Below are 22,203 nucleotides of genomic sequence, written 5' to 3'. Positions count from 1 at the left end.
GGTTTACTCCTTGATTAACAAGGCAACCGCTTCGCAGGCAATCCCTTCGCCACGGCCGGTGAACCCCAGTTTTTCCGTGGTGGTCGCCTTCACGTTGACGTCGTCCATATGACACTGCAGATCTTCCGCCAGGAAAACGCGCATCTGCGGGATATGCGGCGCCATCTTCGGCGCCTGAGCGATAATCGTGACGTCCAGGTTGCCCAGGCGGTAGCCTTTGGCGCGAATCCGGCGCCAGGCCTCACGCAGCAGCTCACGGCTGTCGGCGCCTTTAAAGGACGGGTCGGTATCCGGGAACAGTTTGCCGATATCGCCCAGCGCGGCGGCGCCCAGCAGCGCATCGGTAGCGGCGTGCAGCGCCACATCACCGTCGGAATGGGCCAGCAAACCTTGTTCGTAAGGAATGCGGACGCCACCGATCACCAGCGGGCCTTCGCCGCCGAATTTATGTACATCAAAACCGTGACCGATTCGCATCAAGCCTGCTCCTGTTGGTTCAACTGGGTTAAATAAAACGCCGCCAGCCGTAAATCTTCCGGCCGCGTCACTTTAATATTATCGGCACGCCCCGCCACCAGCAGCGGATGGTAACCGCAATGCTCCAGCGCCGAGGCTTCATCGGTGACGTTCGCCCCTTCATCCATCGCCCGCTGCAGACAGTGCTTCAGCAACGCCAGCGGGAAAAACTGCGGCGTCAGCGCATGCCATAAATCCTGGCGCTCCACCGTATGGGCGATGGCCGCCACGCCGCTTTCCGCCCGCTTCATGGTATCGCGCACCGGCGCGGCGAGAATGCCGCCCACCTTGCTGTGTTCGGCGATCGCCAGCAGGCGCTCGAGATCGTCGGCATGCAGACACGGGCGCGCGGCATCATGCACCAGCACCCACTCGGCGTCGCCCGCCAGGTGCAGGCCGGCCATCACCGAATCGGCGCGCTGCCGGCCGCCGACCGTCACCACCACCCGCGGGTCGCGGGCAATCGGTAAACGGGCAAAATGGTCATCGTCCGGACCGATGGCCACGATCGCCTGACGGACACGCGGATGACGCAGCAACGCGTGGATCGCATGTTCAAGAATAGTTTGGTTGCCGATGGTGAGGTACTGCTTTGGGCAATCTGTTTGCATACGGCTGCCGATGCCTGCCGCCGGCAGCACGGCAACCACCTGCGGCAAGGAGCCTGCGGAGTGATTCATGTTTATTTTACGTTGTTTTGCGAGGAAGGCGTCACGCCGCGTCTGGCTTGGTCAGGAACCAGACGATAGAAAGTTTCTCCGGGCTTGATCATGCCCAGCTCGTTACGCGCGCGCTCTTCAATCGCTTCCTGACCACCGTTAAGATCGTCGATTTCGGCGAACAGCTGATCGTTACGCGCCTTCAACTTGGCGTTGCTGCCCTGCTGGACTGCAACATCGTCATTGACCCGCACGTAATCGTGAACCCCATTTTTGCCCAGCCACAGCGAATACTGTAACCAGCCAAGCAATGCCAACAATAGTAGCGTAAGTTTTCCCATCCGCGCCCCCTGAAAAACCGCCTAATCATCCCACAACTTTCCGTTGGACTCCACACTGAGAGCGGCATTTCGCCGCCAGTTTAAGAGTACGGATGAGAACTTATGTGCGTTTATAACCTAAAAATGCGCTGAAAGCGGCAAAAAAACCTTCGCGACCGGAAAAAACCGGATGAAAGCCCAACAACCGCGCACCCGCGGTGCATATTTTGTACAGAGCATAACACTGGCCGGGCGGCAAAGCCGCCACGGTTTCCACCAGCCAACCGCTGAAAATGAATATTTAACACCATAAACCAACAAAACCTACCGGTACGGTTGTAATTTTACCCTCGCATCATTATTTTTATGCAGCAAATATGAATAAACACCAACAAAGACAACCATAAACTTCCGGGGATCCACCATGTTAAAACACCTGCTGTTAATGGCAGCCTGCCTGACCGCCGGCTTTTCCGCCGCGGCTGAAACTACCTATGTCGTCGGCTCCGGCGGCACCTACCGCCCGTTCGAGTTCGAAAACAGCAATAAACAGCTGGAAGGCTTTGATATTGATATTATCAAGGCCGTCGCCGCGGCCGAAGGCTTCAAGATCAAGCTGGTCAATACGCCGTGGGAGGGCATTTTCGCCACGCTGAACTCCGGCGACCGCGACATCATCATCTCCGGCATCACCATTACCGATAAACGTAAACAGATGGTGGAGTTCTCCGCGCCGTACTTCCCGGCGGAACAGGCGATCGTGGTGCCGAAGGACTCGACGGTCGACGCCATTGCCGCACTGAAAACGCTGAAGGTCGGCGTGGTCAACTCCAGCACCGGCGATATCGTCGTCTCTGACGTGCTGGGGAAAAACAGCACCGCCATCAAGCGCTTCGACAACACGCCGCTGATGCTGCAAGAGCTGTATGAAGACGGCATCGGCGCTGCGGTCGGCGACGTCGGCGTCGCCAAGTTCTATATCAAAACGCATCCGGAAAAGCAGTTTAAGCTGGTGTCCGACGCCAAGTTTGAGCGGCAGTATTTCGGCATCGCCGTCGCCAAAGGCAACGATGAGCTGCGCGACAAAATCAACGCCGGCCTGAAGAAAATCATCGCCGACGGCACCTACGCCAACATCTACCAGAACTGGTTTGACAACAACGTCCCCACGCTGCCGGCCCAATAATCCGCTGCCTGATACGGGCCGGATGCCTCCGGCCCTGCAACTGCCAATAAGGAACTTACCGTGAATTTCCGCTGGGAGATCATCCAGGAATACGCGCCGCTGTTTATGGAAGGCGCCTGGATGACCATCAAATGCACCATTATCTGCGTGCTGCTGGGCACCACCTGGGGCCTGATCCTCGGTTTAGGCCGGCTGGCGCAGGCGCCGCACGGCGTCTGGAAACCCATTTTGCACTACGGCGTTCAATGGCCGGTGCGTATCTATATCAGCGCCTTCCGCGGTACGCCGCTGTTTGTGCAGATCATGGTGGTGCACTTCGCCCTGGTGCCGCTGTTTATCAACCCGCGTGACGGCCTGCTGGTCGCCTGGGGCATCATGAGCAGCGATTTCGCCCGCGAGCTGCGCGCCGACTACGGCGCCTTCCTGTCCTGCGTGGTGGCGATCACGCTCAACGCCGGCGCCTATGTGTCGGAAATTTTTCGCGCCGGCATCCAGTCCATCGACCGTGGGCAGATGGAGGCCTCACGCTCGCTCGGCATGAGCTACGGCAAAACCATGCGCAAGGTGATTTTGCCGCAGGCGTTCCGCCGTATGCTGCCGCCGCTGGGCAACAACGCCATCGCCATCGTGAAGGACTCCTCGCTGGCCTCCGCCATCGGCCTGGCCGATCTGGCCTACGCGGCGCGCACCGTGTCCGGCGCCTACGCCACCTATTGGGAGCCCTACCTGACCATCTCACTGGTCTATTGGGTCATCACCTTCTTGCTGTCGCTGATGGTGCAACATATGGAAAAGAGGTTCGGTAAAAGTGATTCGCGTACATAACCTGCAAAAACAGTTTGGCGCCACCCACGTGCTGCGCGGCATTGACTGCCAGATTGCCGCCAATGAAGTGGTGTGCGTTATCGGCCCGTCCGGCTCCGGTAAAAGCACCTTTCTGCGCTGCCTCAACGCGTTGGAAACGCTGTCCGGCGGTGAGATCGAGGTCAACGGCTTCGCCATCCACGATCAGAAGACCGATCTCAATAAAATGCGCGCCAGCGTCGGCATGGTGTTCCAGCGCTTTAATCTGTTCCCGCATATGACGGTGCTGGAAAATATCATTATGGCGCCGATGGACGTAAAGCGGCTCTCCCGCGCCGATGCCACGCAGCAGGCTGAAACGCTGCTGCGCAAGGTCGGCCTGCTGGATAAAATCGACGCCTATCCCGGCAGCCTGTCCGGCGGCCAGCAACAGCGGGTGGCGATTGCGCGCGCGCTGGCGATGGAGCCGAAAATCATGCTGTTTGACGAGCCGACCTCCGCGCTGGATCCGGAGCTGGTCGGCGAAGTGCTGGCGGTGATCAAGGCCCTGGCCCACGAAGGCATGACGATGGTGGTGGTAACGCATGAAATGGCGTTCGCCCGTGAAGTGGCGGATCGGGTGCTGTTTATCGATCAGGGTGTTATTCAGGAAGAAGGCACGCCGCAGCAGATATTTACCCAGCCGGCCAACCCGCGGACGCAGGCGTTTTTAAGCAAAGTTTTGTAACCTTCGGCACGGCTTTGCAATCAGTCGGCGCGCGCTGTGCGTCCGGCTGGTTACCAGCCGCTCAGCAGGCTGAACACCAGCCAGAACAGACAAAGCACCGCAACGCCGGTCAGCAGCAGCGTCAAAATCAGCCGTCCGCGCAGCAGCATGCTGAGCGTAATGCCGATCAGCACCGAAACCGGCATCAGCGCCAGGAAGAAAGGCCAGGTATACAGCAGGAAAAACAGCGTGTTGGAGCCATAGACCAGGAACGGCAGCGTAAACGCCAGCCAATAGAACACAAAGCCGCTGACGCCACCGAGAAACGAGTAAGAAGGCTCTTCTTTCTCTGATGTTGGATCAACCACGACGGGTGAGACATTTTGCATAGTAATCCCTGGTTATTCATCGCGCTCAGCACGCTCTGCGGCGTGTCAGAGTAAAAAGCGCATGGCAGATAACCGCCACACGCTTTTTGGGAACTCAGGGTTTGATAATAGCCTGACCACGCAGCACGTCTAACAATTGCGCAACCAAATTTGTTACCAATTGTTCGCCATCCAGGTGGATATCCGCCGCCTCCGGCGCCTGATAAACCGCGTCGATACCGGTAAAATTACGCAGCTCGCCGGCGCGGGCTTTTTTGTATAAGCCCTTCGGATCGCGCGATTCACAGATGGCCAGCGGCGTGTCGACAAACACTTCGACAAACTGACCGTCACCCAGCATCTCGCGCACCATTTGCCGTTCAGCGCGGTGCGGGGAGATAAACGCGGTCAGCACCACCAGACCGGCGTCCACCATCAGCTTCGCCACTTCACCAACCCGACGGATATTCTCGCGTCGGTCATCATCCGAGAAGCCCAGATCGCGGCACAGCCCGTGGCGTACGTTATCGCCGTCAAGCAGGTAGGTGCGCACGCCCATCGCGTGCAGCGCCTGTTCCAGCGCGCCGGCCACGGTGGATTTCCCCGAGCCGGACAGCCCGGTAAACCACAGCACCACACCGCGGTGGCCATTGCGCATTTCACGATCCGCACGCGTTACCGCATGCGGATGCCACACCACGTTTTCATCATCCGGCCCGGTCGGCCGTACTTCACGCTCGGCCACGCTTACCGGCCTCCGAGCAGGTCGCGCGCACCCCAGTGCGGGAAATGTTTACGCACCAGCGCATTCAGCTCCAGCTCAAAGGCGCTGAACTCGCCGGCAGCGGCGACGGTAGCCTGCTGCGCCTCGCGGATCAAGCCTGCGCCGACGGTGACGTTGCTCAGGCGATCGATAATGATCATGCCGCCGGTGTCCGGATTACTCTGGTAGCTGTCGAGCACCAGCGGTTCGTCAAAGGTCAGCTCCACCAGGCCGATGCCGTTCAGCGGCAGGCTGTCAGCCTGGTACTGCGCCAGAGAGTTGATTTCTACCTGATGGCGAATCGCCTCCACCCGGGCGCGGGTTTTCTTGCCGGCCACCTTGATATCGTAGCTTTGCCCCGGCTGCAGCGGCTGCTCCGCCATCCAGACCACGTCCACCAGCGCGCTCTGCGCCGCCTGCAGCGCGTCATCGGCCGCCACCAGCAGATCGCCGCGGCTGATATCGACTTCATCCTGCAGCACCAGCGTCACCGCCTCTCCCGGCACCGCTTCCTGCAGGTCGCCGTCAAAGGTGACGATGCGCGCGATGCTGGACTCCACGCCGGAAGGCAGCACTTTTACCCGCTGACCGACGTGTGCCTTGCCGGCAGACAGCGTGCCGGCGTAGCCGCGGAAATCCAGGTTCGGACGGTTGACATACTGCACCGGGAAACGCAGCGGCTGAGTGGCCGAACGGCCAACCACCTCGACGCTTTCCAGCACTTCCAGCAGCGTCGGGCCGCTGTACCACGGCATATGGACGCTCTGGCCGGCGACGTTATCACCGTCCAGCGCCGACAACGGCACAAACTTGATATCCAGATCGTTTGGCAACTGCTGGGCAAACGTCAGGTAGTCCTGCTTGAACTGTTCAAACACCTGCTCGCTGTAATTCACCAGATCCATTTTATTGACCGCCACCACCAGGTGACGAATGCCGAGCAGCGTGGCGATAAAGCTGTGGCGGCGCGTCTGATCCAGCACGCCTTTGCGCGCATCAATCAGCAGAATCGCCAGATCGCAGGTCGATGCGCCGGTGGCCATATTGCGGGTGTACTGCTCATGCCCCGGCGTATCGGCGATGATAAATTTACGCTTCTCGGTGGAGAAATAGCGGTAGGCCACATCGATGGTGATGCCCTGCTCGCGCTCCGCCTGCAGGCCATCCACCAGCAGCGCCAGGTCGAGCTTTTCCCCCTGCGTGCCCAGACGTTTGCTGTCGGTGTGCAGCGTGGACAGCTGATCTTCATAAATCTGGCGGGTATCGTGCAGCAGGCGACCAATCAGGGTGCTCTTGCCGTCATCTACGCTGCCGCAGGTCAGGAAACGCAGCAGGCTCTTATGCTGCTGCGCATGTAAATAGGCTTCCACCCCGCCCTGTTCGGCGATTTGTTGTGCAATTACGTTGTTCATCCGGTGGCTCCTCAGAAATACCCTTGACGCTTTTTCAGCTCCATCGAACCGGACTGATCGCGGTCAATCATCCGGCCCTGACGTTCGCTGGTGGTGGAGACCAGCATCTCCTCAATGATTTCCGGCAGCGTTTCCGCCGAGGATTCCACCGCGCCGGTCAGCGGCCAGCAGCCCAGCGTACGGAAGCGCACCATGCGCTGGCTGATCACTTCGCCCGGCTGCAGGTCGATACGGTCGTCGTCCACCATCATCAGCATACCGTCGCGCTCCAGCACCGGGCGCGGCTTCGCCAGATACAGCGGCACGATGTCGATATTTTCCAGGAAGATGTACTGCCAGATATCCAGTTCGGTCCAGTTCGACAGCGGGAAGACGCGGATGCTTTCCCCTTTGTTAATCTGGCCGTTGTAGTTGTGCCACAGCTCCGGACGCTGGTTCTTCGGATCCCAGCGGTGGAAACGGTCGCGGAATGAATAAATGCGTTCTTTGGCGCGGGACTTCTCTTCATCGCGCCGCGCGCCGCCGAAGGCGGCGTCAAAACCGTACTTGTTCAGCGCCTGCTTCAGGCCTTCGGTTTTCATAATATCGGTATGCTTGGCGCTGCCGTGTACGAACGGGTTAATCCCCATCGCCACCCCTTCCGGGTTTTTATGCACCAGCAGCTCAAAGCCGTACTCTTTCGCCGTGCGGTCGCGGAACTGATACATCTCCTGGAATTTCCAGCCGGTATCCACGTGCAGCAGCGGGAACGGCAGGGTGCCCGGATAGAAGGCCTTGCGCGCCAGATGCAGCATCACCGAGGAGTCTTTACCGATGGAGTACAGCATCACCGGGTTGCTGAATTCTGCGGCAACTTCACGGATGATATGGATACTCTCCGCCTCCAATTGCCGCAAGTGAGTGAGTCGTTTTTCGTCCATAACAGATCCTTTAAGCCAAATTCACTACGGCGGGACGCGCGGCCCCGTCCGTCTGAGGTTGATGCCCAAACCAGGCGATTTGATGGTGCAGTTCCACCACCTCGCCAATCACCAACAGCGCCGGCAACGGCGCCTGCTGGGCTAATTGTTCCAACTGCTGCAACGTGCCGGTCAGCACCTGCTGGTCAGCACGCGTGCCGCGGCTGATGACCGCCACCGGAGTCTGCGCCTCGCGGCCATGAGCAATCAGGCGCTGGCTGATATCCGCCGCCTTCATGGTGCCCATGTAAATCGCCAGCGTCTGACGCGCGCGCGCCAGGTCGGCCCAGTCCAGCCCGTCGCCGTCGGGACGACAGTGGCCAGTGATAAAAGTCACGCTCTGCGCATGGTCGCGATGGGTCAGCGGGATGCCGGCATAGGCCGTCGCGCCGGCCGCCGCCGTCACGCCCGGCACCACCTGGAACGGGATCCCCGCCGCCGCCGCAACCTGCAGCTCTTCACCGCCGCGGCCGAAGATAAACGGATCGCCGCCCTTCAGGCGCACCACGCGTTTCCCCTGCTGCGCCAGCTCCACCAGCAGGCGGTTGGTCTCTTCCTGAATCACCAGATGCGCGCCGGCGCGTTTGCCCACGCAGATGCGTTCCGCGTCGCGGCGCACCAGATCGAGGATCTGGTCGCTCACCAGATGGTCGTACAGCACCACATCGGCCTGCTGCATCACCTGCAGGCCGCGCAAGGTCAGCAGACCAACATCACCCGGCCCGGCGCCGACCAGGGCAATCTCGCCCTGCGTCGCCTCATCACCGGCGGCAAACGCGGCCAAATCCTGCTCCAGCTGCTGCTGCGCCTGCTGCGGCTGCTCATTAGCCGCCAGCGTGGCGAAGCGGCCGTTCAGGGACTTCTCCCAGAAACGACGGCGTGCGCCGATCGAACTCAGCTGCTGTTTTACCCGGGTGCGGAAACCGCCGGCCAGCTGCGCTATCGTGCCAAGACTGGCCGGTAGCAGCGCCTCCAGCTTTTCACGCAGCATCCGCGCCAGCACCGGCGCTTTGCCGCCGGACGACACCGCCACCACCAGCGGCGAGCGGTCGACAATCGATGGGAAAATAAATGAGCAGCGCGGCTGATCGTCCACCACGTTGGCCAGCACGCGGCGCTTATCCGCCTCGGCGTAAACCTGTGCGTTCAGCGCGGCGTCGTCGGTCGCGGCGATCACCAGAAACACCTCATCCAGCTGGTGCGGCGCAAACGCCTGCCCCAGCCAGTTGATGCCTCCAGACTGGCGACGTTGTTCAAGTTCAGGTGAAAGCGACTGCGCAACTATCCGTATTTCAGCCCCGGCGCGCGCAAGCAGTTCCACCTTGCGCGCAGCAACTTCACCGCCGCCAACGACCAGTACCGGACGCTGTTTCAGATCGGCAAATATTGGTAGATAGTCCACAACAGCCTTTTCATATAACGGAAAGATAGTGTGACTATACGGGCTGCGATTTAGCCCCTGAAATGACGAAAAGGAATGAGATGTGCATTTATGGAATATAGGCCGCAGCGCGGGCGCGGCAAGCACCATGCGCGCGCCGGGCAGAGGCGTCTTGCCAGCCGTTCAAAACAGGGCGAAGCGGCTCAGAACCACAGCTTGGCGGCGGTCATGCACAGTGCGGCAACGCCGAATATGCAGCTGACCATCCATTTGGTTTGGCTGACGACTTCTTTATTCACCAGCCCAATTTCCCGGTGCAGCAGAGCCACCTCCTTATGCAGATCGCCCTTGGTGACAAACTCCAGCGAACGCATATTCAGCGCCGCCAAATCCAGTTTAACCTGGCTGACATCCACCTCCACCCGTTCAACGCGCTTTTCCACGCCTTCAATACGCCGATCCATCCCCTCAATGCGCAGATCCATTCGCTCAACGTGCTGTTCCATCCGTTCGACACGTAGATCCATCTGTTCCACGCGCTGCTCCATCCGTTCGACACGCAGATCCATCTGTTCCACGCGCTGCTCCATCCGTTCAGCACGTTGATCCATGCGCTCAATCTGTTGCTCAACGACGCCCAGCCGGTTGTCCAGTTTATCCAGCATCATGCGCTCTCCCTGCCGTGAAAAATCATCTCGTCGGATAGTAGACCTATTATTCAGGCGGTTAAATAGCGATACCGCTAATTTGCCATACGTCTCGCAATCACCGCCGGCCCCTCCTTACCGCCACGTTCGCGGCATAAATTAAGAGCGGATGAAATTGTTTAATCCGGCATTGCGTTTCATACTAAGGCCGAAAAAAATAATCGGCGTGATTGAGCGCCTACGAGAAGGATTTTCCGCTATGTTTTCCCGCCAGAGTCTGAAAGCCGGTCTGTTGGCCGCGGCATTCAGCAGCGTTTTTTGCGCCTCCGCCGCCACTCAGCCCGGCCAGGACGCGCCACTGGGTAAATACGCCGCCGAAAAAATGCGTTATATCGCCACCTACTTCCCGGGACGTATGGCCGGCAGCCCGGCAGAGCAGCTGGCCGCCGACTACCTGAAACAGCAGTTCGGCCAGATGGGCTACCAGAGTAATATCCGCAGCATTAACAGCCGCTACCTCTACAGCAACAAAAACGGCAGCGAAAACTGGCGCAATATCCGAGTGAATTCGGTGATCGCTGCCAAAAGCGGCGATCAGCCGCAGCAGATCATCGTGATGGCGCACTTCGATACCTATACGCCGCGCAGCGATGCCGACGTCGACAACAACCTGGGCGGCCTGACGCTGCAAGGGGTCGACGATAACGCCTCCGGCGTCGGCGTGATGCTGGAGCTGGCGCAGCGGATGAAGGATATCCCCACCCGCTACAGCCTGCGCTTTATCGCCGCCAGCGGCGAAGAGCTGGGCTCGCTGGGCGCAAAAAATTATCTGCAGCGCATGAGCGCCGAAGAGCGGGCGAACACGCTGCTGGTGATTAACCTCGACAGCCTGATCACCGGCGACAAACTCTATTTCCACGCCGGCCGCAACACGCCGCCGAAGATCGCCAAACAGAGCCGCGATCGGGCGCTGGATATCGCCCACCGCTACGGTATCGCCGCCGCCCTTAACCCGGGCAACGACAAATACCCGCGGGGCACCGGCTGCTGTTCCGATCAGCAGGTGTTTGACGTCGCGCGCATCCCGGTGATGGCGGTCGAGGCCACCAACTGGACGCTGGGCAAAAAAGACGGCTATCAACAGCGTGCCGTCAGCCCCCACTTCCCGCAGGGCGTCAGTTGGCACCGGCCGCAGTACGACAACGTGCAATATCTGGATCGCCATCTGCCGGGGCGGATTGATAAACGCAGCCGGGACAGCGTGCAGGTACTGCTACCGCTGTTAAAAGAGCTGGCGCAGGCGCACCCGGCGGCCAAAGCGAAAAAATCATAAAAAAAGGGATGGCTGACGCCATCCCTTCCCGGTTATTCCGTGCGCATACTCAGCGCATCCGGTTTACTCATGCAGCCCGCATTCGCGTTTCAGGCCAAAGAAGCGCGTCTCTTCTTCATTCATGCCCGGCTCCCACTTGCGCGTGGTATGGGTATCGCCCACCGACAGGTAGCCCTGATCCCGCAGCGGGTGGTAGCTCAGCCCGTGCTCCGTCAGATACTGATAAATCTGACGGTTATCCCAGTCGATAATCGGCAGCACCTTAAAGACGCCGCGCTGCACCGCCAGCACCGGCAGATGGGCACGGCTGCCGGATTGCTCGCGGCGCAGGCCGGCGAACCAGGTGTTGGCGCCCAGCGTTTCCAGCGCACGGTTCATCGGTTCAACCTTGTTAAGCTGGTTATAGCGCTCAATGCCCTCAACGCCCTGCTCCCACAGTTTGCCGTAGCGCGCCTCCTGCCAGGCCGGCGAATGCTCGGCGCGGAACACCTGCAGGTTCAGGTTCAGCTTGTCGGTCAGCTGATCGACAAACTGATAGGTTTCCGGGAACAGATAGCCGGTATCGGTCAGGATCACCGGGATATCCGGCTGGATACGCGTCACCAGATGCAGACAGACCGCGGCCTGAATCCCGAAGCTGGAAGAGAGCACAAACGCGCCCGGCAGTTGCTCCAGCGCCCACTCGACGCGCTGCTGCGCGGAGAGCCGCTCCAGTTTGCCGTTGACCTCAGCCAGCGCCAACGCCTGCCCGGATTTCGGCAGCGCATTCAGCGCCGCCAGATCGAATTCAGCCATGTTGTCAGCCTCCACGGTTAGTCCCAGAAATCCTGCGCCGGATCCACCACCGGGCGAATAATGCCGGCGCGGATGGTGAAGTCGCCGAACCCTTCGCCCGCGTTGCGCTCTTGCGCCCAGCGGCCGACCAGTTGGTCGATCTCCTGCAGGATCTGCTCCTCATTGATGTTCTCGCGATACATGCGCGGAATACGCGTACCTTCACGGTTGCCGCCCAGATGCAGGTTATAACGGCCGACCGCCTTGCCCACCAGGCCGATCTCCGCCAGCAGCGCGCGGCCGCAGCCGTTCGGGCAGCCGGTCACGCGCAGCACCATGTGCTCATCGCCCACCCCGTGCTGATGCATGATGCCCTCAACCTTGGTGACGAACTGCGGCAGGAAGCGCTCGGCCTCCGCCATCGCCAGCGGACAGGTCGGGTATGACACGCAGGCCATCGAATTTTTACGCTGTTCGCTGACGCCGTCGTCGATCAGGCCGTGCGCGCGGGCGATGGCTTCAATATTGGCCTTCTCGCTTTCCGGCACGCCGGCGACGATCAGGTTCTGGTTGGCGGTCAGACGGAAGTCGCCCTGATGCACCCTGGCGATTTCCGCCACGCCGCTTTTCAGCGGACGGCCCGGATAGTCCAGCAGGCGGCCGTTTTCGATAAACAGCGTCAGGTGCCAGTGGTTATCCACCCCTTTCACCCAGCCGATGCGGTCGCCGCGGCCGGTAAACTCATAGGGCCGAATCGGCTCGAAGGTGATGCCGGCGCGTTTTTCCACTTCGGCGCGGAAGGTCTCCACGCCGACGCGCTCCAGCGTATATTTGGTTTTGGCGTTTTTACGATCGGTGCGGTTGCCCCAGTCGCGCTGGGTAGTGACTACCGCCTCGGCCACCGCCAGCGTATGCTCCAGCGGAATATAGCCGAACTCGCTGGCGTTACGCGCATAGGTTTTCTTGTTGCCGTGCTCAATCGACAGGCCGCCGCCCACCAGCAGGTTAAAGCCCACCAGCTTGCCGTTTTCCGCAATGGCGACAAAGTTCATATCGTTGGCGTGCAGATCGACGTCGTTCTGCGGCGGGATCACCACCGTGGTTTTAAACTTGCGCGGCAGATAGGTCGGGCCGAGGATCGGCTCCTCGTCGGTGGTCGCCACCTTCTCTTTATCCAGCCACACTTCCGCATAGGCGCGGGTGCGCGGCAGCAGATGTTCGGAGATTTTCTTCGCCCACTCGTAGGCTTCCTGATGCAGCTCAGACTCCACCGGGTTCGAGGTGCACAGCACGTTGCGGTTGACGTCGTTGGCGGTCGCCAGCGCGTCCAGCCCCAGCCTGTTCAGCAGCTGGTGTACCGGCTTCACATTGCCCTTCAGAATACCGTGGAACTGGAAGGTCTGACGGTTGGTCAGGCGAATGCTGCCGTACAGCGTGCTCTCTGCGGCAAACTTATCAATACCCAGCCACTGCTGCGGGCTGATAATGCCGCCGGGCAGGCGACAGCGCAGCATCATCGCATGGCGCGGCTCCAGCTTCTGCTCGGCGCGTTCGGCGCGGATATCGCGGTCATCCTGCTGGTACATGCCGTGGAAACGGATCAGCAGAAAGTTGTCGCCGTTAAAGCCGCCGGTCAGACCGTCGTTCAAATCGTCGGCGATGGTGCCGCGCAGGAAGTTACTCTCACGCTTCATGCGTTCGGCATCGGCCAGTTTGCCTTCTACAACCAGAGGGCCGGGGTGTTTATCACTCATCAGTAAACATCTCGCTGATAACGGCGCTCAAAGCGCAGCTCACTTAAAAATTCGTCGGCCTGCTCGGCATCCATTCCACCGTGCTCGGCGACCAGTTCCAGTAATGTATTTTCCACGTCTTTCGCCATGCGATTGGCATCGCCGCAGACGTAAATGTGCGCGCCTTGCTGGATCCAGCGCCACACTTCCGCGCCCTGTTCGCGCAGTTTGTCCTGTACATACACTTTGTGCTGCTGGTCACGTGACCAGGCCAGATCGATGCGGGTCAACAGACCGTCTTTCACATAGCGCTGCCACTCCACCTGATAGAGGAAGTCTTCGGTAAAGTGCGGGTTACCGAAGAACAGCCAGTTTTTACCGCCGGCGCCGTCGGCGTCGCGCTGCTGCATAAAGGCGCGGAACGGCGCAATGCCGGTGCCGGGGCCGATCATGATCACCGGCGTATCCGGGTTGGCCGGCAGGCGGAAATTGTCGTTGTGTTCGATAAACACCCGCACATCGCCGTCTTCCTCCAGGCGGTCGGCCAGGAAGCTCGAGGCGCCGCCGGCGCGCGCGCGGCCGTCAATGTCATAGCGCACTACGCCGACGGTCACGTGCACTTCGTTTTCCGTTTCCGCCTGCGAAGAGGCGATGGAATAGAGGCGCGGCGTCAGCGGACGCAGCAGGCCGAGCAGCTGTTCGGCGCTGAGTTCAACCGGCGCCTGACGCACCATATCGACGATCGGCGTATTGTGCGCATACTGCTGCAGCGCGGCTTTATCGGCCACCAGCGCCAACAGTTTTTCATCCCGCGCCAGCGCCGCATATTTTTCCACGATCGGCGTGGTGTTCTGGGTCAGTTCATAGTGGCTGCGCAATGCGTCGCTCAGCGACAGCGTTTTGCCGTCCACCTCGACCGTTTCATCGCCTTTCAGCCACAGCAGCTGCACCAGCTCGTCGACCAGCGCCGGATCGTTATCGAACCAGACGCCCAGGGCGTCGCCCGGCTGATAGCGCAGTCCGGAGTCCCCCAGGTCGATCTCGATGTGGCGCACGTCTTTATCGGAATTGCGGCCGGTGACCTTCTGGTTCACCGCCAGCTGCGCCGTCAACGGCTGCTCTTTGCTGTACGGGCTGCTGTCGAGCAGATCCACCGCACCGCCGGCCAGCACACCCGGCGCCACACTTTCCGTCGGCGCGCGATCTTTCAGCACCGTCACCACCTGCTTGCGCCAGGCGGTCGCGAGGTCCTGATACTCGACGTCGGCATCAACGCGCTCCACCAGACGCTCGGCACCCAGCTCCGCCAGTTTGGCGTCGAAATCCTTGCCGGACTGGCAGAAGTTTTCATAGGAGGTATCGCCCAGGCCAAACACCGCAAAGGCGGTCTCGTTCAGCTTCGGCGCTTTTTTGGAGTGCAGGAACTTATGCAGCGCCACCGCCTCTTCCGCCGGCTCGCCTTCACCCTGCGTGGAGGCCACCACGATCAGCAGGCGCTCCTGAGCGATCTGCTTGTATTTGTAATCTCCGGCACTGACCAGATTGACGCTCAGCTTGGCCGCCAGCAGATCGTCGCGCAGCTGCTCCGCCAGGCGGCGGGCGTTGCCGGTCTGCGAGGCGGAAATAATGGTAATGCTCGGCGCGGCAGCAGCGGCGGGCGCGGCCGGCAAGGCGACGGCTCCGGGCTGTTGGTTAACCATTCCCCAGAAGTAACCGGACAGCCACGCCAGCTGCGTCGGCGAATAGTCGCCAATCGCCGCCTGCAGGTTAGAGAGCTGTTCGGGCGTCAGCGGGAGCAAAGATGTTGGAGGAGCCTGAGTCGTCATTGCGGACATAATTCCTATGCTTAGCCAGTGTCATTCGCTGTCTTTTCGTTCAGTCTGATTTCCTGAAAAGATCAGGAGAGTTTGTAAGGTTACCGAGCCAAATAGCAACGAATAAATAAGGGATAGCAATAATTAATAACCAAAATGACTAAGCTGTTTTACTGGTAAGGCATAACGCTTAAAGCGCTAAGGATTCATTTTTATCACCATGAATTTAAAATGATTTTTTTGATGATTTTTGAATGAATCGCATTCAGCGGCTAACCGGCCCCGCCGATAAGGCCGCACTGCCGTCAATAAAAAAACGCAGAGGATGCATTGCGTGCGCAATCAGGTAGACCATAACGGTATAAATGGCAAGCGATGCGCCTTTCCGGTAGTATGCGTCGGTTTTTGAGTCAATGAGGCCGTAACAATGGCAACCACGCTGTTTAAAGATTTTCAATTTGAAGCCGCACACCGCCTGCCGCATGTGCCTGAAGGCCATAAATGCGGCCGTCTGCACGGGCATTCGTTTATGGTGCGTCTGGAAGTAACCGGTGAGGTCGATGCCCACACCGGCTGGGTAATGGACTTTGCCGAACTGAAAGCCGTATTCAAACCCGTTTGGGAGCGGTTGGATCACCATTATCTGAACGATATTCCAGGGCTGGAAAATCCGACCAGCGAAGTGCTCGCCGCCTGGATTTGGCAGCAGCTGAAGCCGCAGCTGCCGGAACTGAGCGCGGTGATGGTGAAAGAAACCTGCACCGCTGGCTGCGTATATAAAGGCTAACGGTGCGAAGATAACGGGCGCGCTGCGCCGCGTCCCGCTATCTGGCCCGACGGGCTCAGGCAATATTCAGATATTTATGCGTCTGCATCGACAAACGCCAGTTACGTTCAATGCAGGTGGCAATACAGAGTTTGGTCGCTTCATCTTTCTGACTGATCGGCTGCAGGGCGATCACCCGCCGTTTCTCATCGTGCAGCGTCGCCAGCAGCGCATCCAGCGCCTCAATATCCCGCTGACGCCCGACCGGGTGTTTGATCTCATCCGCGCGCGTTAGCGCCTGATCCAGCACTTTCATCCCGCCGCGCATATTCACCTTCGGTGAAACCGTCACCCAGGTATTCTCTGTACACCGCACTTCATGGGTGCCGCTGGTTTCAATTTGGCAACCGTAGCCGTGCGCTTCAAACAGACGGGTCAGCGGGAGCAAATCGTAAATGCACGGCTCGCCGCCGGTAATGACGATATGGCGCGCGCTGTAGCCCTGCTGGCCGATCACCGCCAGCAGCTGCTCGGCGCTGGCGCTGCCCCAGGCGTCGCTCTCTGAGGTTTTCACCAAAATGCGCTGCATGTCCACTTCCCGATGAGCATCCTTTTCCCAGGTGTGTTTGGTATCGCACCAGCTGCATCCTACCGGACACCCCTGCAGGCGGATAAAAATAGCCGGAACGCCGGTGAAATAACCTTCGCCCTGTAAAGTCTGGAACATCTCGTTAATCGGGTACTGCATGCATCTCTCAATTTAAACGGGTAAAACGCGATTATCTCAGATTCCCGTCCGGCGGCCAAATAACCTCATTGCCGCCCTTTTGCCGCACCGGCGCGCAACTTTCGATCCTGCGTCGCAAAAATAACAATTAGCCAACAAATAAGATAAATGTATTTGACATTAATCCCCGCAAACCTCACTGATGTATATACATGCAAGCACAAGCCGGACAGCCGTTCCGGCGCTAATCACAATAACCACCACCAGCACTTTTCGAGGGGACTATGGCTCATTCCACCAAGTTAAACATCCAGCAGGCGATCGACGACAGTAAGTTCTCGCTGTTCCACTGGACGCTGATTATTCTCGGTTTTTTGGTCCTGGCGATCGACGGTTTCGACACCGCCGCCATGGGTTATATTGCCCCGGCGCTGGCCGAGGACTGGGGGATCGTCAAGCAGGATCTGGGGCCGGTGCTGAGCGCCGCGCTGCTCGGGCTGTCGCTGGGCGCGCTGGTGGCCGGGCCGCTCTCCGACCGCATCGGCCGCAAGCGGGTGCTGGTGTTTTCCTGTCTGTTCTTCGGCCTGTCCAGCCTGGCGACCGCCTATGCCGGCTCGCTCGACAGCCTGACGCTGTGGCGTTTTCTCACCGGCCTTGGCCTGGGCGCCGCCATGCCCAACGCCATTACGCTGATTTCCGAGTATGCGCCGCAGCGCTGCCGTTCGCTGGCGATTAACACTATGTACTGCGGCTTTCCGCTGGGCGCCGCCGCCGGTGGCGCTATCTCCTCCTGGCTGATCCCCGGTTACGGCTGGCACAGCGTGCTGCTGCTCGGCGCCATCGCGCCGCTGATGCTGACGGTGCTGCTGGTGCTGTTGCTGCCCGAGTCGGTCAAATATCTGGTTAACCGCGGCAAGGATAGGCAGAAGATCAAACGCATTACCCAGCGCTTCAGCGGGAAAAACCTCGACGGCGTCGAACACTTCTATCTGTATGAAACGCCGCTGGCGGCGTCAAAAAGCAGCGTCGGCCTGCTGTTCAGCCGCCCTTATCTGCTCGGTACCCTGATGCTGTGGGTCACCTACTGCATGGGGCTGGTGATCTACTACATGCTGCTGAGCTGGATGCCGATTCTGATGCAGGGCCTGGGTTATCAGCTGGAGCAGTCCGCCATGCTGACTTCGCTGTTCACCTTCGGCGGCACCGCCGGCATCCTGATGGCCGGTTGGATGATGGACCGCTGGAACGCGCATAAGGTGGTCGCCGCCGGCTTTATCATCACCGCGCTGCTGATCGTCGGCATGGCTACCGAAGATCGCCATATCGTTCTGCTCGGCGGGTTTATTTTCCTGATGGGCATTACCATGAACGGCGCGCAGTCGGGGCTGCAGACGCTGGCTGCCACCTACTACCCGACCCACAGCCGCGCCACCGGCATCGCCTGGATGCAGGGCATCGGCCGTTTCGGCGGCGTGGCCGGCACGATGGTCGGCGCACAGCTGATGGCGATGCAGTGGGAAGTGCGCAGCATCCTGCTGTTCCTGTGCCTGCCGGCGGCCGTTGCCGCCATCGCCACGCTGGTCAAAATGGCGCGCCGCAAGACGCTGCAAACGGCCAGCTCATGACGCTGACGGGCGCGGCTGGCCGCGCCCGACTCTCCGGTCATAACGCTTTTTTATCCATCACGCCGACTTGTAATTCTTATGTAAATTAATTGTGATTTAACGCTCAAAAATGACGCGTTTTTTATTCATTTTTGCCTAGCAGCTCACTGTTCTGGCCCTTCCCCCCGGCCTGACAGCGCGCACAAAATCAAATAAAACACTGATTAATAACAAAAATAATTTTCTCTTATGCCACTTTTTCGCTTAAGCGATTCGCTATTGCATATGCTTGTACATACAAGTATATGTTAATAAAACCTGACGCACTATTCAGACGTGATAGGCAGGCAACAACGCCATCAATTCACACCGATTGAATTGCCATACTTCAAGTTGAGGAAAGAGCTGTGACTGCAAATAACAAAGTTCGCAATGTCGATGTACGCGCGCCTCGCGGCACACAATTAAACGCAAAAAGCTGGCTGACCGAAGCGCCGCTGCGCATGCTGATGAACAACCTCGATCCGGAAGTCGCAGAAAACCCGCATGAGCTGGTGGTTTACGGCGGCATCGGCCGCGCCGCCCGCGACTGGGACTGCTACGACAAAATCGTCGAAACCCTGAAAACGCTGGAAGAGGACGAAACGCTGCTGGTGCAGTCCGGTAAGCCGGTCGGCGTATTCAAAACCCACAGCAACGCGCCGCGCGTGCTGATCGCCAACTCCAACCTGGTGCCGCACTGGGCCACCTGGGAACACTTTAACGAACTGGATGCCAAGGGGCTGGCGATGTACGGCCAGATGACCGCCGGCAGCTGGATTTATATCGGCAGCCAGGGCATCGTGCAGGGCACCTACGAAACCTTCGTCGAAGCCGGCCGCCAACACTACGACGGCAACCTGCAGGGCCGCTGGGTGCTGACCGCCGGTCTGGGCGGCATGGGCGGCGCGCAGCCGCTGGCGGCCACGCTGGCCGGCGCCTGCTCGCTGAATATCGAGTGTCAGCAGAGCCGCATCGACTTCCGCCTGAAAACCCGCTACGTCGACGAACAGGCCAGCGATCTGGATGACGCGCTGGCGCGCATCAAGCGCTATACCGCCGAGGGTAAAGCGATTTCCATCGCGCTGTGCGCCAACGCCGCCGACATTCTGCCGGAGCTGGTCAAACGCGGCGTGCGTCCGGATATGGTTACCGACCAGACCAGCGCCCACGATCCGCTCAACGGTTACCTGCCGCAGGGCTGGAGCTGGGAAGAGTACCGCGAGCGCGCCCAGCGCGAGCCGGCGGTGGTGGTGAAGGCCGCCAAAAACTCCATAGCGGAACACGTCAAGGCGATGCTGGCGTTCCAGCAGATGGGCATCCCTACCTTCGACTACGGCAACAACATCCGTCAGATGGCCAAAGAGATGGGCGTCGACAACGCCTTCGACTTCCCGGGCTTTGTGCCGGCCTACATTCGTCCGCTGTTCTGCCGCGGCATCGGGCCGTTCCGCTGGGCCGCGCTGTCCGGCGATCCGCAGGATATCTATAAGACCGACGCGATGGTCAAGGAGCTGATCCCCGACGACGAACACCTGCACCGCTGGCTGGATATGGCGCGCGAGCGCATCAGCTTCCAGGGCCTGCCGGCGCGCATCTGCTGGGTCGGTCTGGGCCAGCGCGCCAAGCTGGGCCTGGCGTTCAACGAAATGGTGCGCCGCGGCGAACTGTCGGCGCCGATCGTCATCGGCCGCGACCACCTGGACTCCGGCTCGGTCGCCAGCCCGAACCGTGAAACCGAAGCCATGCAGGACGGTTCCGACGCCGTATCCGACTGGCCGCTGCTCAACGCCCTGCTGAACACCGCCAGCGGCGCCACCTGGGTGTCGCTGCACCACGGCGGCGGCGTCGGCATGGGCTTCTCACAGCACTCCGGCATGGTGATCGTCTGCGACGGCAGCGACGAAGCCGCCGAACGTATTGCCCGCGTCCTGCACAACGACCCGGCCACCGGCGTAATGCGCCATGCCGATGCGGGTTACGACATTGCTATCGACTGCGCCCGCGAGCAGGGTCTGAACCTGCCGATGGTCGCCGCCACTCAGGGGAAAAAAGCATGAAAAATCTAACCATCCGCCCTGGAAAACTGACGCTCGCCGAACTGCGCGACGTGTATCAACAGCCGGTCAAGCTGACGCTGGACGACAACGCCTATGCCGCCATTGAGCGGAGCGTCGCCTGCGTTGAGCGCATCGTCGAAGAGAACCGCACCACCTACGGCATCAACACCGGCTTCGGCCTGCTGGCCTCGACCCGCATCGCGCGGGACGATCTGGAGAATCTGCAGCGCTCCATCGTGCTGTCTCACGCCGCCGGCGTCGGCGCGCCGACCGACGACAACCTGGTGCGCCTGATTATGGTGCTGAAAATCAACAGCCTGTCGCGCGGTTTCTCCGGCATTCGTCTGGAAGTGCTGCAGGCGCTGATCGCGCTGGTGAACGCCGAAGTCTACCCGCATATTCCGCTGAAAGGCTCGGTGGGCGCCTCCGGCGACCTGGCGCCGCTGGCGCATATGAGCCTGCTGCTGCTGGGAGAAGGCAAGGCGCGCCATCAGGGCGAGTGGCTGTCCGCCGGCGACGCGCTGGCGAAAGCCGGCCTGAAGCCGCTGCAGCTGGCGGCCAAAGAGGGGCTGGCCCTGCTGAACGGCACCCAGGTTTCCACCGCCTTCGCGCTGCGCGGCCTGTTTGAGGCGGAAGATCTCTACGCCGCCGCCACGGTCTGCGGCAGCCTGAGCGTAGAGGCGGCGCTGGGTTCGCGCAGCCCGTTCGATCCGCGCATTCACGAGGTGCGCGGCCAACGCGGCCAGATCGACGCGGCAGCGGCCTACCGCCACCTGCTAGGCGAGCGCAGCGAAGTGTCCGACTCGCACCGCAACTGTGAAAAAGTGCAGGATCCGTACTCGCTGCGCTGTCAGCCGCAGGTGATGGGCGCCTGCCTGACGCAGATTCGCCAAGCCAGCGAGATCCTGGCGATTGAAGCCAACGCGGTGTCCGATAACCCGCTGGTGTTCGCCGAACAGGGCGACGTGCTGTCCGGCGGCAACTTCCACGCCGAACCGGTGGCGATGGCCGCGGACAACCTGGCGCTGGCGTTCGCCGAGATCGGCTCGCTGTCCGAACGCCGTATCTCACTGCTGATGGATAAGCATATGTCGCAGCTGCCGCCGTTCCTGGTGAAAAACGGCGGCGTTAACTCCGGCTTTATGATCGCACAGGTTACCGCCGCGGCGCTGGCCAGCGAGAATAAGGCGCTGGCGCACCCGGCCAGCGTTGACAGCATCCCGACCTCAGCCAACCAGGAAGATCACGTCTCCATGGCGCCGGCCGCCGGCCGTCGCCTGTGGGAGATGGCCGATAACGTGCGTGGCATTCTGGCGGTGGAGTGGCTGGCCGCCATTCAGGGGCTGGATCTGCGTGAAGGGCTGCACACCAGCGAAGGGCTGGAACAGGCGCGCCGCCTGCTGCGCGAGCAGGTCAGCCATTACGATCAGGACCGCTTCTTCGCGCCTGATATTGAAGCGGCCAGCCAGCTGTTGGCGGCCCGTCACCTGACAGCGCTGCTGCCTGCCGCGCTGCTGCCTAGTCTGGCATAACCCTACACTGACCACGCAGTTTGTTCTGCCCCGCCGGGTACGTTTCACCCGGCGAGGGCAGCATGTACCTGTTCCGCAAAACAACAACAACGGGAAGCAA

The 22,203-nt window shown here is 60.2% G+C and carries 21 protein-coding genes; 8 read left to right on the top strand and 13 right to left on the bottom strand.

What is annotated here, in order from left to right:
- Positions 1-3: 3 nt before the first annotated feature.
- From ispF to ftsB, 3 genes are read right to left on the bottom strand one after another with little or no spacing between them, the layout of a single operon-like run.
- On the bottom strand, positions 4-477 hold the full coding sequence (gene ispF, locus I6G83_RS10960; RefSeq protein WP_015670983.1) for a 2-C-methyl-D-erythritol 2,4-cyclodiphosphate synthase: 474 nt from the start codon (positions 475-477) through the stop codon (positions 4-6).
- Positions 477-1,196 carry a 2-C-methyl-D-erythritol 4-phosphate cytidylyltransferase gene (gene ispD / locus I6G83_RS10955; protein WP_054305165.1) on the bottom strand — a complete coding sequence of 240 codons (720 nt, stop codon included), beginning with the start codon at positions 1,194-1,196 and terminating at the stop codon, positions 477-479. Before ispD ends, ispF begins: the two co-directional genes overlap by 1 nt.
- Positions 1,197-1,198: 2 nt before the next feature.
- Entirely contained in the window at positions 1,199-1,516 is a 318-nt protein-coding gene (ftsB, locus tag I6G83_RS10950) for a cell division protein FtsB (protein ID WP_015670981.1), read from the bottom strand.
- A gap of 403 nt (positions 1,517-1,919) precedes the next feature.
- On the opposite strand from ftsB, the gene I6G83_RS10945 reads away from it, so the two are divergent.
- The 3 genes from I6G83_RS10945 (at position 1,920) to I6G83_RS10935 (ending at position 4,212) form a co-directional block, all read left to right on the top strand.
- Complete coding sequence (locus tag I6G83_RS10945; protein WP_054305164.1) at positions 1,920-2,681, top strand: basic amino acid ABC transporter substrate-binding protein; 762 nt, start codon at positions 1,920-1,922, stop codon at positions 2,679-2,681.
- A 105-nt stretch (positions 2,682-2,786) separates the two neighbouring features.
- Positions 2,787-3,506 (top strand): amino acid ABC transporter permease, encoded by a 720-nt coding sequence (locus tag I6G83_RS10940; RefSeq protein ID WP_051032616.1) that lies wholly within the window; start codon positions 2,787-2,789, stop codon positions 3,504-3,506.
- Entirely contained in the window at positions 3,490-4,212 is a 723-nt protein-coding gene (locus I6G83_RS10935) for an amino acid ABC transporter ATP-binding protein (protein ID WP_054305163.1), read from the top strand. The genes I6G83_RS10940 and I6G83_RS10935 overlap by 17 nt, the downstream gene beginning before the upstream one ends.
- 50 nt (positions 4,213-4,262) lie before the next feature.
- Here the strand turns inward: I6G83_RS10935 and I6G83_RS10930 are convergent, their stop codons facing one another.
- The 6 genes from I6G83_RS10930 to I6G83_RS10905 all read right to left on the bottom strand — a co-directional run bounded on the left by I6G83_RS10930 (position 4,263) and on the right by I6G83_RS10905 (position 9,742).
- Positions 4,263-4,580, bottom strand: a complete 318-nt coding sequence (locus I6G83_RS10930; protein WP_054305162.1) for a DUF3561 family protein — start codon at positions 4,578-4,580, stop codon at positions 4,263-4,265.
- A 94-nt stretch (positions 4,581-4,674) separates the two neighbouring features.
- Positions 4,675-5,304, bottom strand: coding sequence for an adenylyl-sulfate kinase (gene cysC, locus I6G83_RS10925; RefSeq protein WP_054305161.1), 630 nt, complete (start codon positions 5,302-5,304; stop codon positions 4,675-4,677).
- 2 nt (positions 5,305-5,306) lie between these two features.
- A complete protein-coding gene (cysN, locus tag I6G83_RS10920) occupies positions 5,307-6,734 on the bottom strand; it encodes a sulfate adenylyltransferase subunit CysN (protein ID WP_054305160.1) in 1,428 nt (475 codons plus the stop codon).
- 11 nt (positions 6,735-6,745) lie between these two features.
- A complete protein-coding gene (gene cysD / locus I6G83_RS10915) occupies positions 6,746-7,654 on the bottom strand; it encodes a sulfate adenylyltransferase subunit CysD (RefSeq protein ID WP_015670974.1) in 909 nt (302 codons plus the stop codon).
- Between the two features lie 10 nt (positions 7,655-7,664).
- Entirely contained in the window at positions 7,665-9,095 is a 1,431-nt protein-coding gene (cysG, locus tag I6G83_RS10910) for a siroheme synthase CysG (RefSeq protein WP_054305159.1), read from the bottom strand.
- A gap of 182 nt (positions 9,096-9,277) precedes the next feature.
- Positions 9,278-9,742 carry a hypothetical protein gene (locus I6G83_RS10905; protein ID WP_054305158.1) on the bottom strand — a complete coding sequence of 155 codons (465 nt, stop codon included), beginning with the start codon at positions 9,740-9,742 and terminating at the stop codon, positions 9,278-9,280.
- Between the two features lie 238 nt (positions 9,743-9,980).
- Between I6G83_RS10905 and I6G83_RS10900 the strand changes: the two genes are divergently transcribed.
- Complete coding sequence (locus I6G83_RS10900; protein ID WP_054305157.1) at positions 9,981-11,054, top strand: aminopeptidase; 1,074 nt, start codon at positions 9,981-9,983, stop codon at positions 11,052-11,054.
- 63 nt (positions 11,055-11,117) lie between these two features.
- Here the strand turns inward: I6G83_RS10900 and I6G83_RS10895 are convergent, their stop codons facing one another.
- The 3 genes from I6G83_RS10895 to cysJ are packed head-to-tail and all read right to left on the bottom strand — an operon-like array spanning position 11,118 to position 15,387.
- Positions 11,118-11,849, bottom strand: coding sequence for a phosphoadenylyl-sulfate reductase (locus I6G83_RS10895; protein WP_015670970.1), 732 nt, complete (start codon positions 11,847-11,849; stop codon positions 11,118-11,120).
- A gap of 17 nt (positions 11,850-11,866) precedes the next feature.
- Positions 11,867-13,582: an assimilatory sulfite reductase (NADPH) hemoprotein subunit gene (gene cysI / locus I6G83_RS10890; protein WP_054305156.1), complete on the bottom strand. Its 1,716-nt coding sequence runs from the start codon at positions 13,580-13,582 to the stop codon at positions 11,867-11,869.
- Positions 13,582-15,387: an NADPH-dependent assimilatory sulfite reductase flavoprotein subunit gene (gene cysJ, locus I6G83_RS10885; RefSeq protein ID WP_054305155.1), complete on the bottom strand. Its 1,806-nt coding sequence runs from the start codon at positions 15,385-15,387 to the stop codon at positions 13,582-13,584. Before cysJ ends, cysI begins: the two co-directional genes overlap by 1 nt.
- 415 nt (positions 15,388-15,802) lie before the next feature.
- On the opposite strand from cysJ, the gene queD reads away from it, so the two are divergent.
- A complete protein-coding gene (gene queD / locus I6G83_RS10880; protein WP_015670967.1) occupies positions 15,803-16,162 on the top strand; it encodes a 6-carboxytetrahydropterin synthase QueD in 360 nt (119 codons plus the stop codon).
- A 55-nt stretch (positions 16,163-16,217) separates the two neighbouring features.
- Here the strand turns inward: queD and queE are convergent, their stop codons facing one another.
- Positions 16,218-16,889: a 7-carboxy-7-deazaguanine synthase QueE gene (queE, locus tag I6G83_RS10875; protein WP_054305154.1), complete on the bottom strand. Its 672-nt coding sequence runs from the start codon at positions 16,887-16,889 to the stop codon at positions 16,218-16,220.
- A gap of 263 nt (positions 16,890-17,152) precedes the next feature.
- Between queE and I6G83_RS10870 the strand changes: the two genes are divergently transcribed.
- The 3 genes from I6G83_RS10870 (at position 17,153) to hutH (ending at position 22,103) form a co-directional block, all read left to right on the top strand.
- Positions 17,153-18,493 (top strand): MFS transporter, encoded by a 1,341-nt coding sequence (locus tag I6G83_RS10870; RefSeq protein WP_054305153.1) that lies wholly within the window; start codon positions 17,153-17,155, stop codon positions 18,491-18,493.
- Between the two features lie 386 nt (positions 18,494-18,879).
- Entirely contained in the window at positions 18,880-20,571 is a 1,692-nt protein-coding gene (gene hutU / locus I6G83_RS10865) for a urocanate hydratase (protein WP_054305152.1), read from the top strand.
- Positions 20,568-22,103 carry a histidine ammonia-lyase gene (gene hutH, locus I6G83_RS10860; protein WP_054305151.1) on the top strand — a complete coding sequence of 512 codons (1,536 nt, stop codon included), beginning with the start codon at positions 20,568-20,570 and terminating at the stop codon, positions 22,101-22,103. The genes hutU and hutH overlap by 4 nt, the downstream gene beginning before the upstream one ends.
- The last annotated feature ends 100 nt before the right edge of the window (positions 22,104-22,203 follow it).

Source organism: Serratia rubidaea (genome assembly GCF_016026735.1).
Lineage (GTDB): Bacteria > Pseudomonadota > Gammaproteobacteria > Enterobacterales > Enterobacteriaceae > Serratia_B > Serratia_B rubidaea.
Note: the sequence above shows the minus strand (reverse complement) of the source record. Positions and strands in the feature narration are given on the sequence as shown.

What these genes read in the sequence shown, in the direction of transcription:
- ispF (WP_015670983.1), bottom strand. Translation starts at nt 477, where the DNA reads ATGCGAATCGGTCACGGTTTTGATGTACATAAATTCGGCGGCGAAGGC.
- ispD (WP_054305165.1), bottom strand. Translation starts at nt 1,196, where the DNA reads ATGAATCACTCCGCAGGCTCCTTGCCGCAGGTGGTTGCCGTGCTGCCG.
- ftsB (WP_015670981.1), bottom strand. Translation starts at nt 1,516, where the DNA reads ATGGGAAAACTTACGCTACTATTGTTGGCATTGCTTGGCTGGTTACAG.
- I6G83_RS10945 (WP_054305164.1), top strand. Translation starts at nt 1,920, where the DNA reads ATGTTAAAACACCTGCTGTTAATGGCAGCCTGCCTGACCGCCGGCTTT.
- I6G83_RS10940 (WP_051032616.1), top strand. Translation starts at nt 2,787, where the DNA reads ATGGAAGGCGCCTGGATGACCATCAAATGCACCATTATCTGCGTGCTG.
- I6G83_RS10930 (WP_054305162.1), bottom strand. Translation starts at nt 4,580, where the DNA reads ATGCAAAATGTCTCACCCGTCGTGGTTGATCCAACATCAGAGAAAGAA.
- cysN (WP_054305160.1), bottom strand. Translation starts at nt 6,734, where the DNA reads ATGAACAACGTAATTGCACAACAAATCGCCGAACAGGGCGGGGTGGAA.
- cysD (WP_015670974.1), bottom strand. Translation starts at nt 7,654, where the DNA reads ATGGACGAAAAACGACTCACTCACTTGCGGCAATTGGAGGCGGAGAGT.
- I6G83_RS10905 (WP_054305158.1), bottom strand. Translation starts at nt 9,742, where the DNA reads ATGATGCTGGATAAACTGGACAACCGGCTGGGCGTCGTTGAGCAACAG.
- I6G83_RS10900 (WP_054305157.1), top strand. Translation starts at nt 9,981, where the DNA reads ATGTTTTCCCGCCAGAGTCTGAAAGCCGGTCTGTTGGCCGCGGCATTC.
- I6G83_RS10895 (WP_015670970.1), bottom strand. Translation starts at nt 11,849, where the DNA reads ATGGCTGAATTCGATCTGGCGGCGCTGAATGCGCTGCCGAAATCCGGG.
- cysI (WP_054305156.1), bottom strand. Translation starts at nt 13,582, where the DNA reads ATGAGTGATAAACACCCCGGCCCTCTGGTTGTAGAAGGCAAACTGGCC.
- cysJ (WP_054305155.1), bottom strand. Translation starts at nt 15,387, where the DNA reads ATGACGACTCAGGCTCCTCCAACATCTTTGCTCCCGCTGACGCCCGAA.
- queD (WP_015670967.1), top strand. Translation starts at nt 15,803, where the DNA reads ATGGCAACCACGCTGTTTAAAGATTTTCAATTTGAAGCCGCACACCGC.
- queE (WP_054305154.1), bottom strand. Translation starts at nt 16,889, where the DNA reads ATGCAGTACCCGATTAACGAGATGTTCCAGACTTTACAGGGCGAAGGT.
- I6G83_RS10870 (WP_054305153.1), top strand. Translation starts at nt 17,153, where the DNA reads ATGGCTCATTCCACCAAGTTAAACATCCAGCAGGCGATCGACGACAGT.
- hutH (WP_054305151.1), top strand. Translation starts at nt 20,568, where the DNA reads ATGAAAAATCTAACCATCCGCCCTGGAAAACTGACGCTCGCCGAACTG.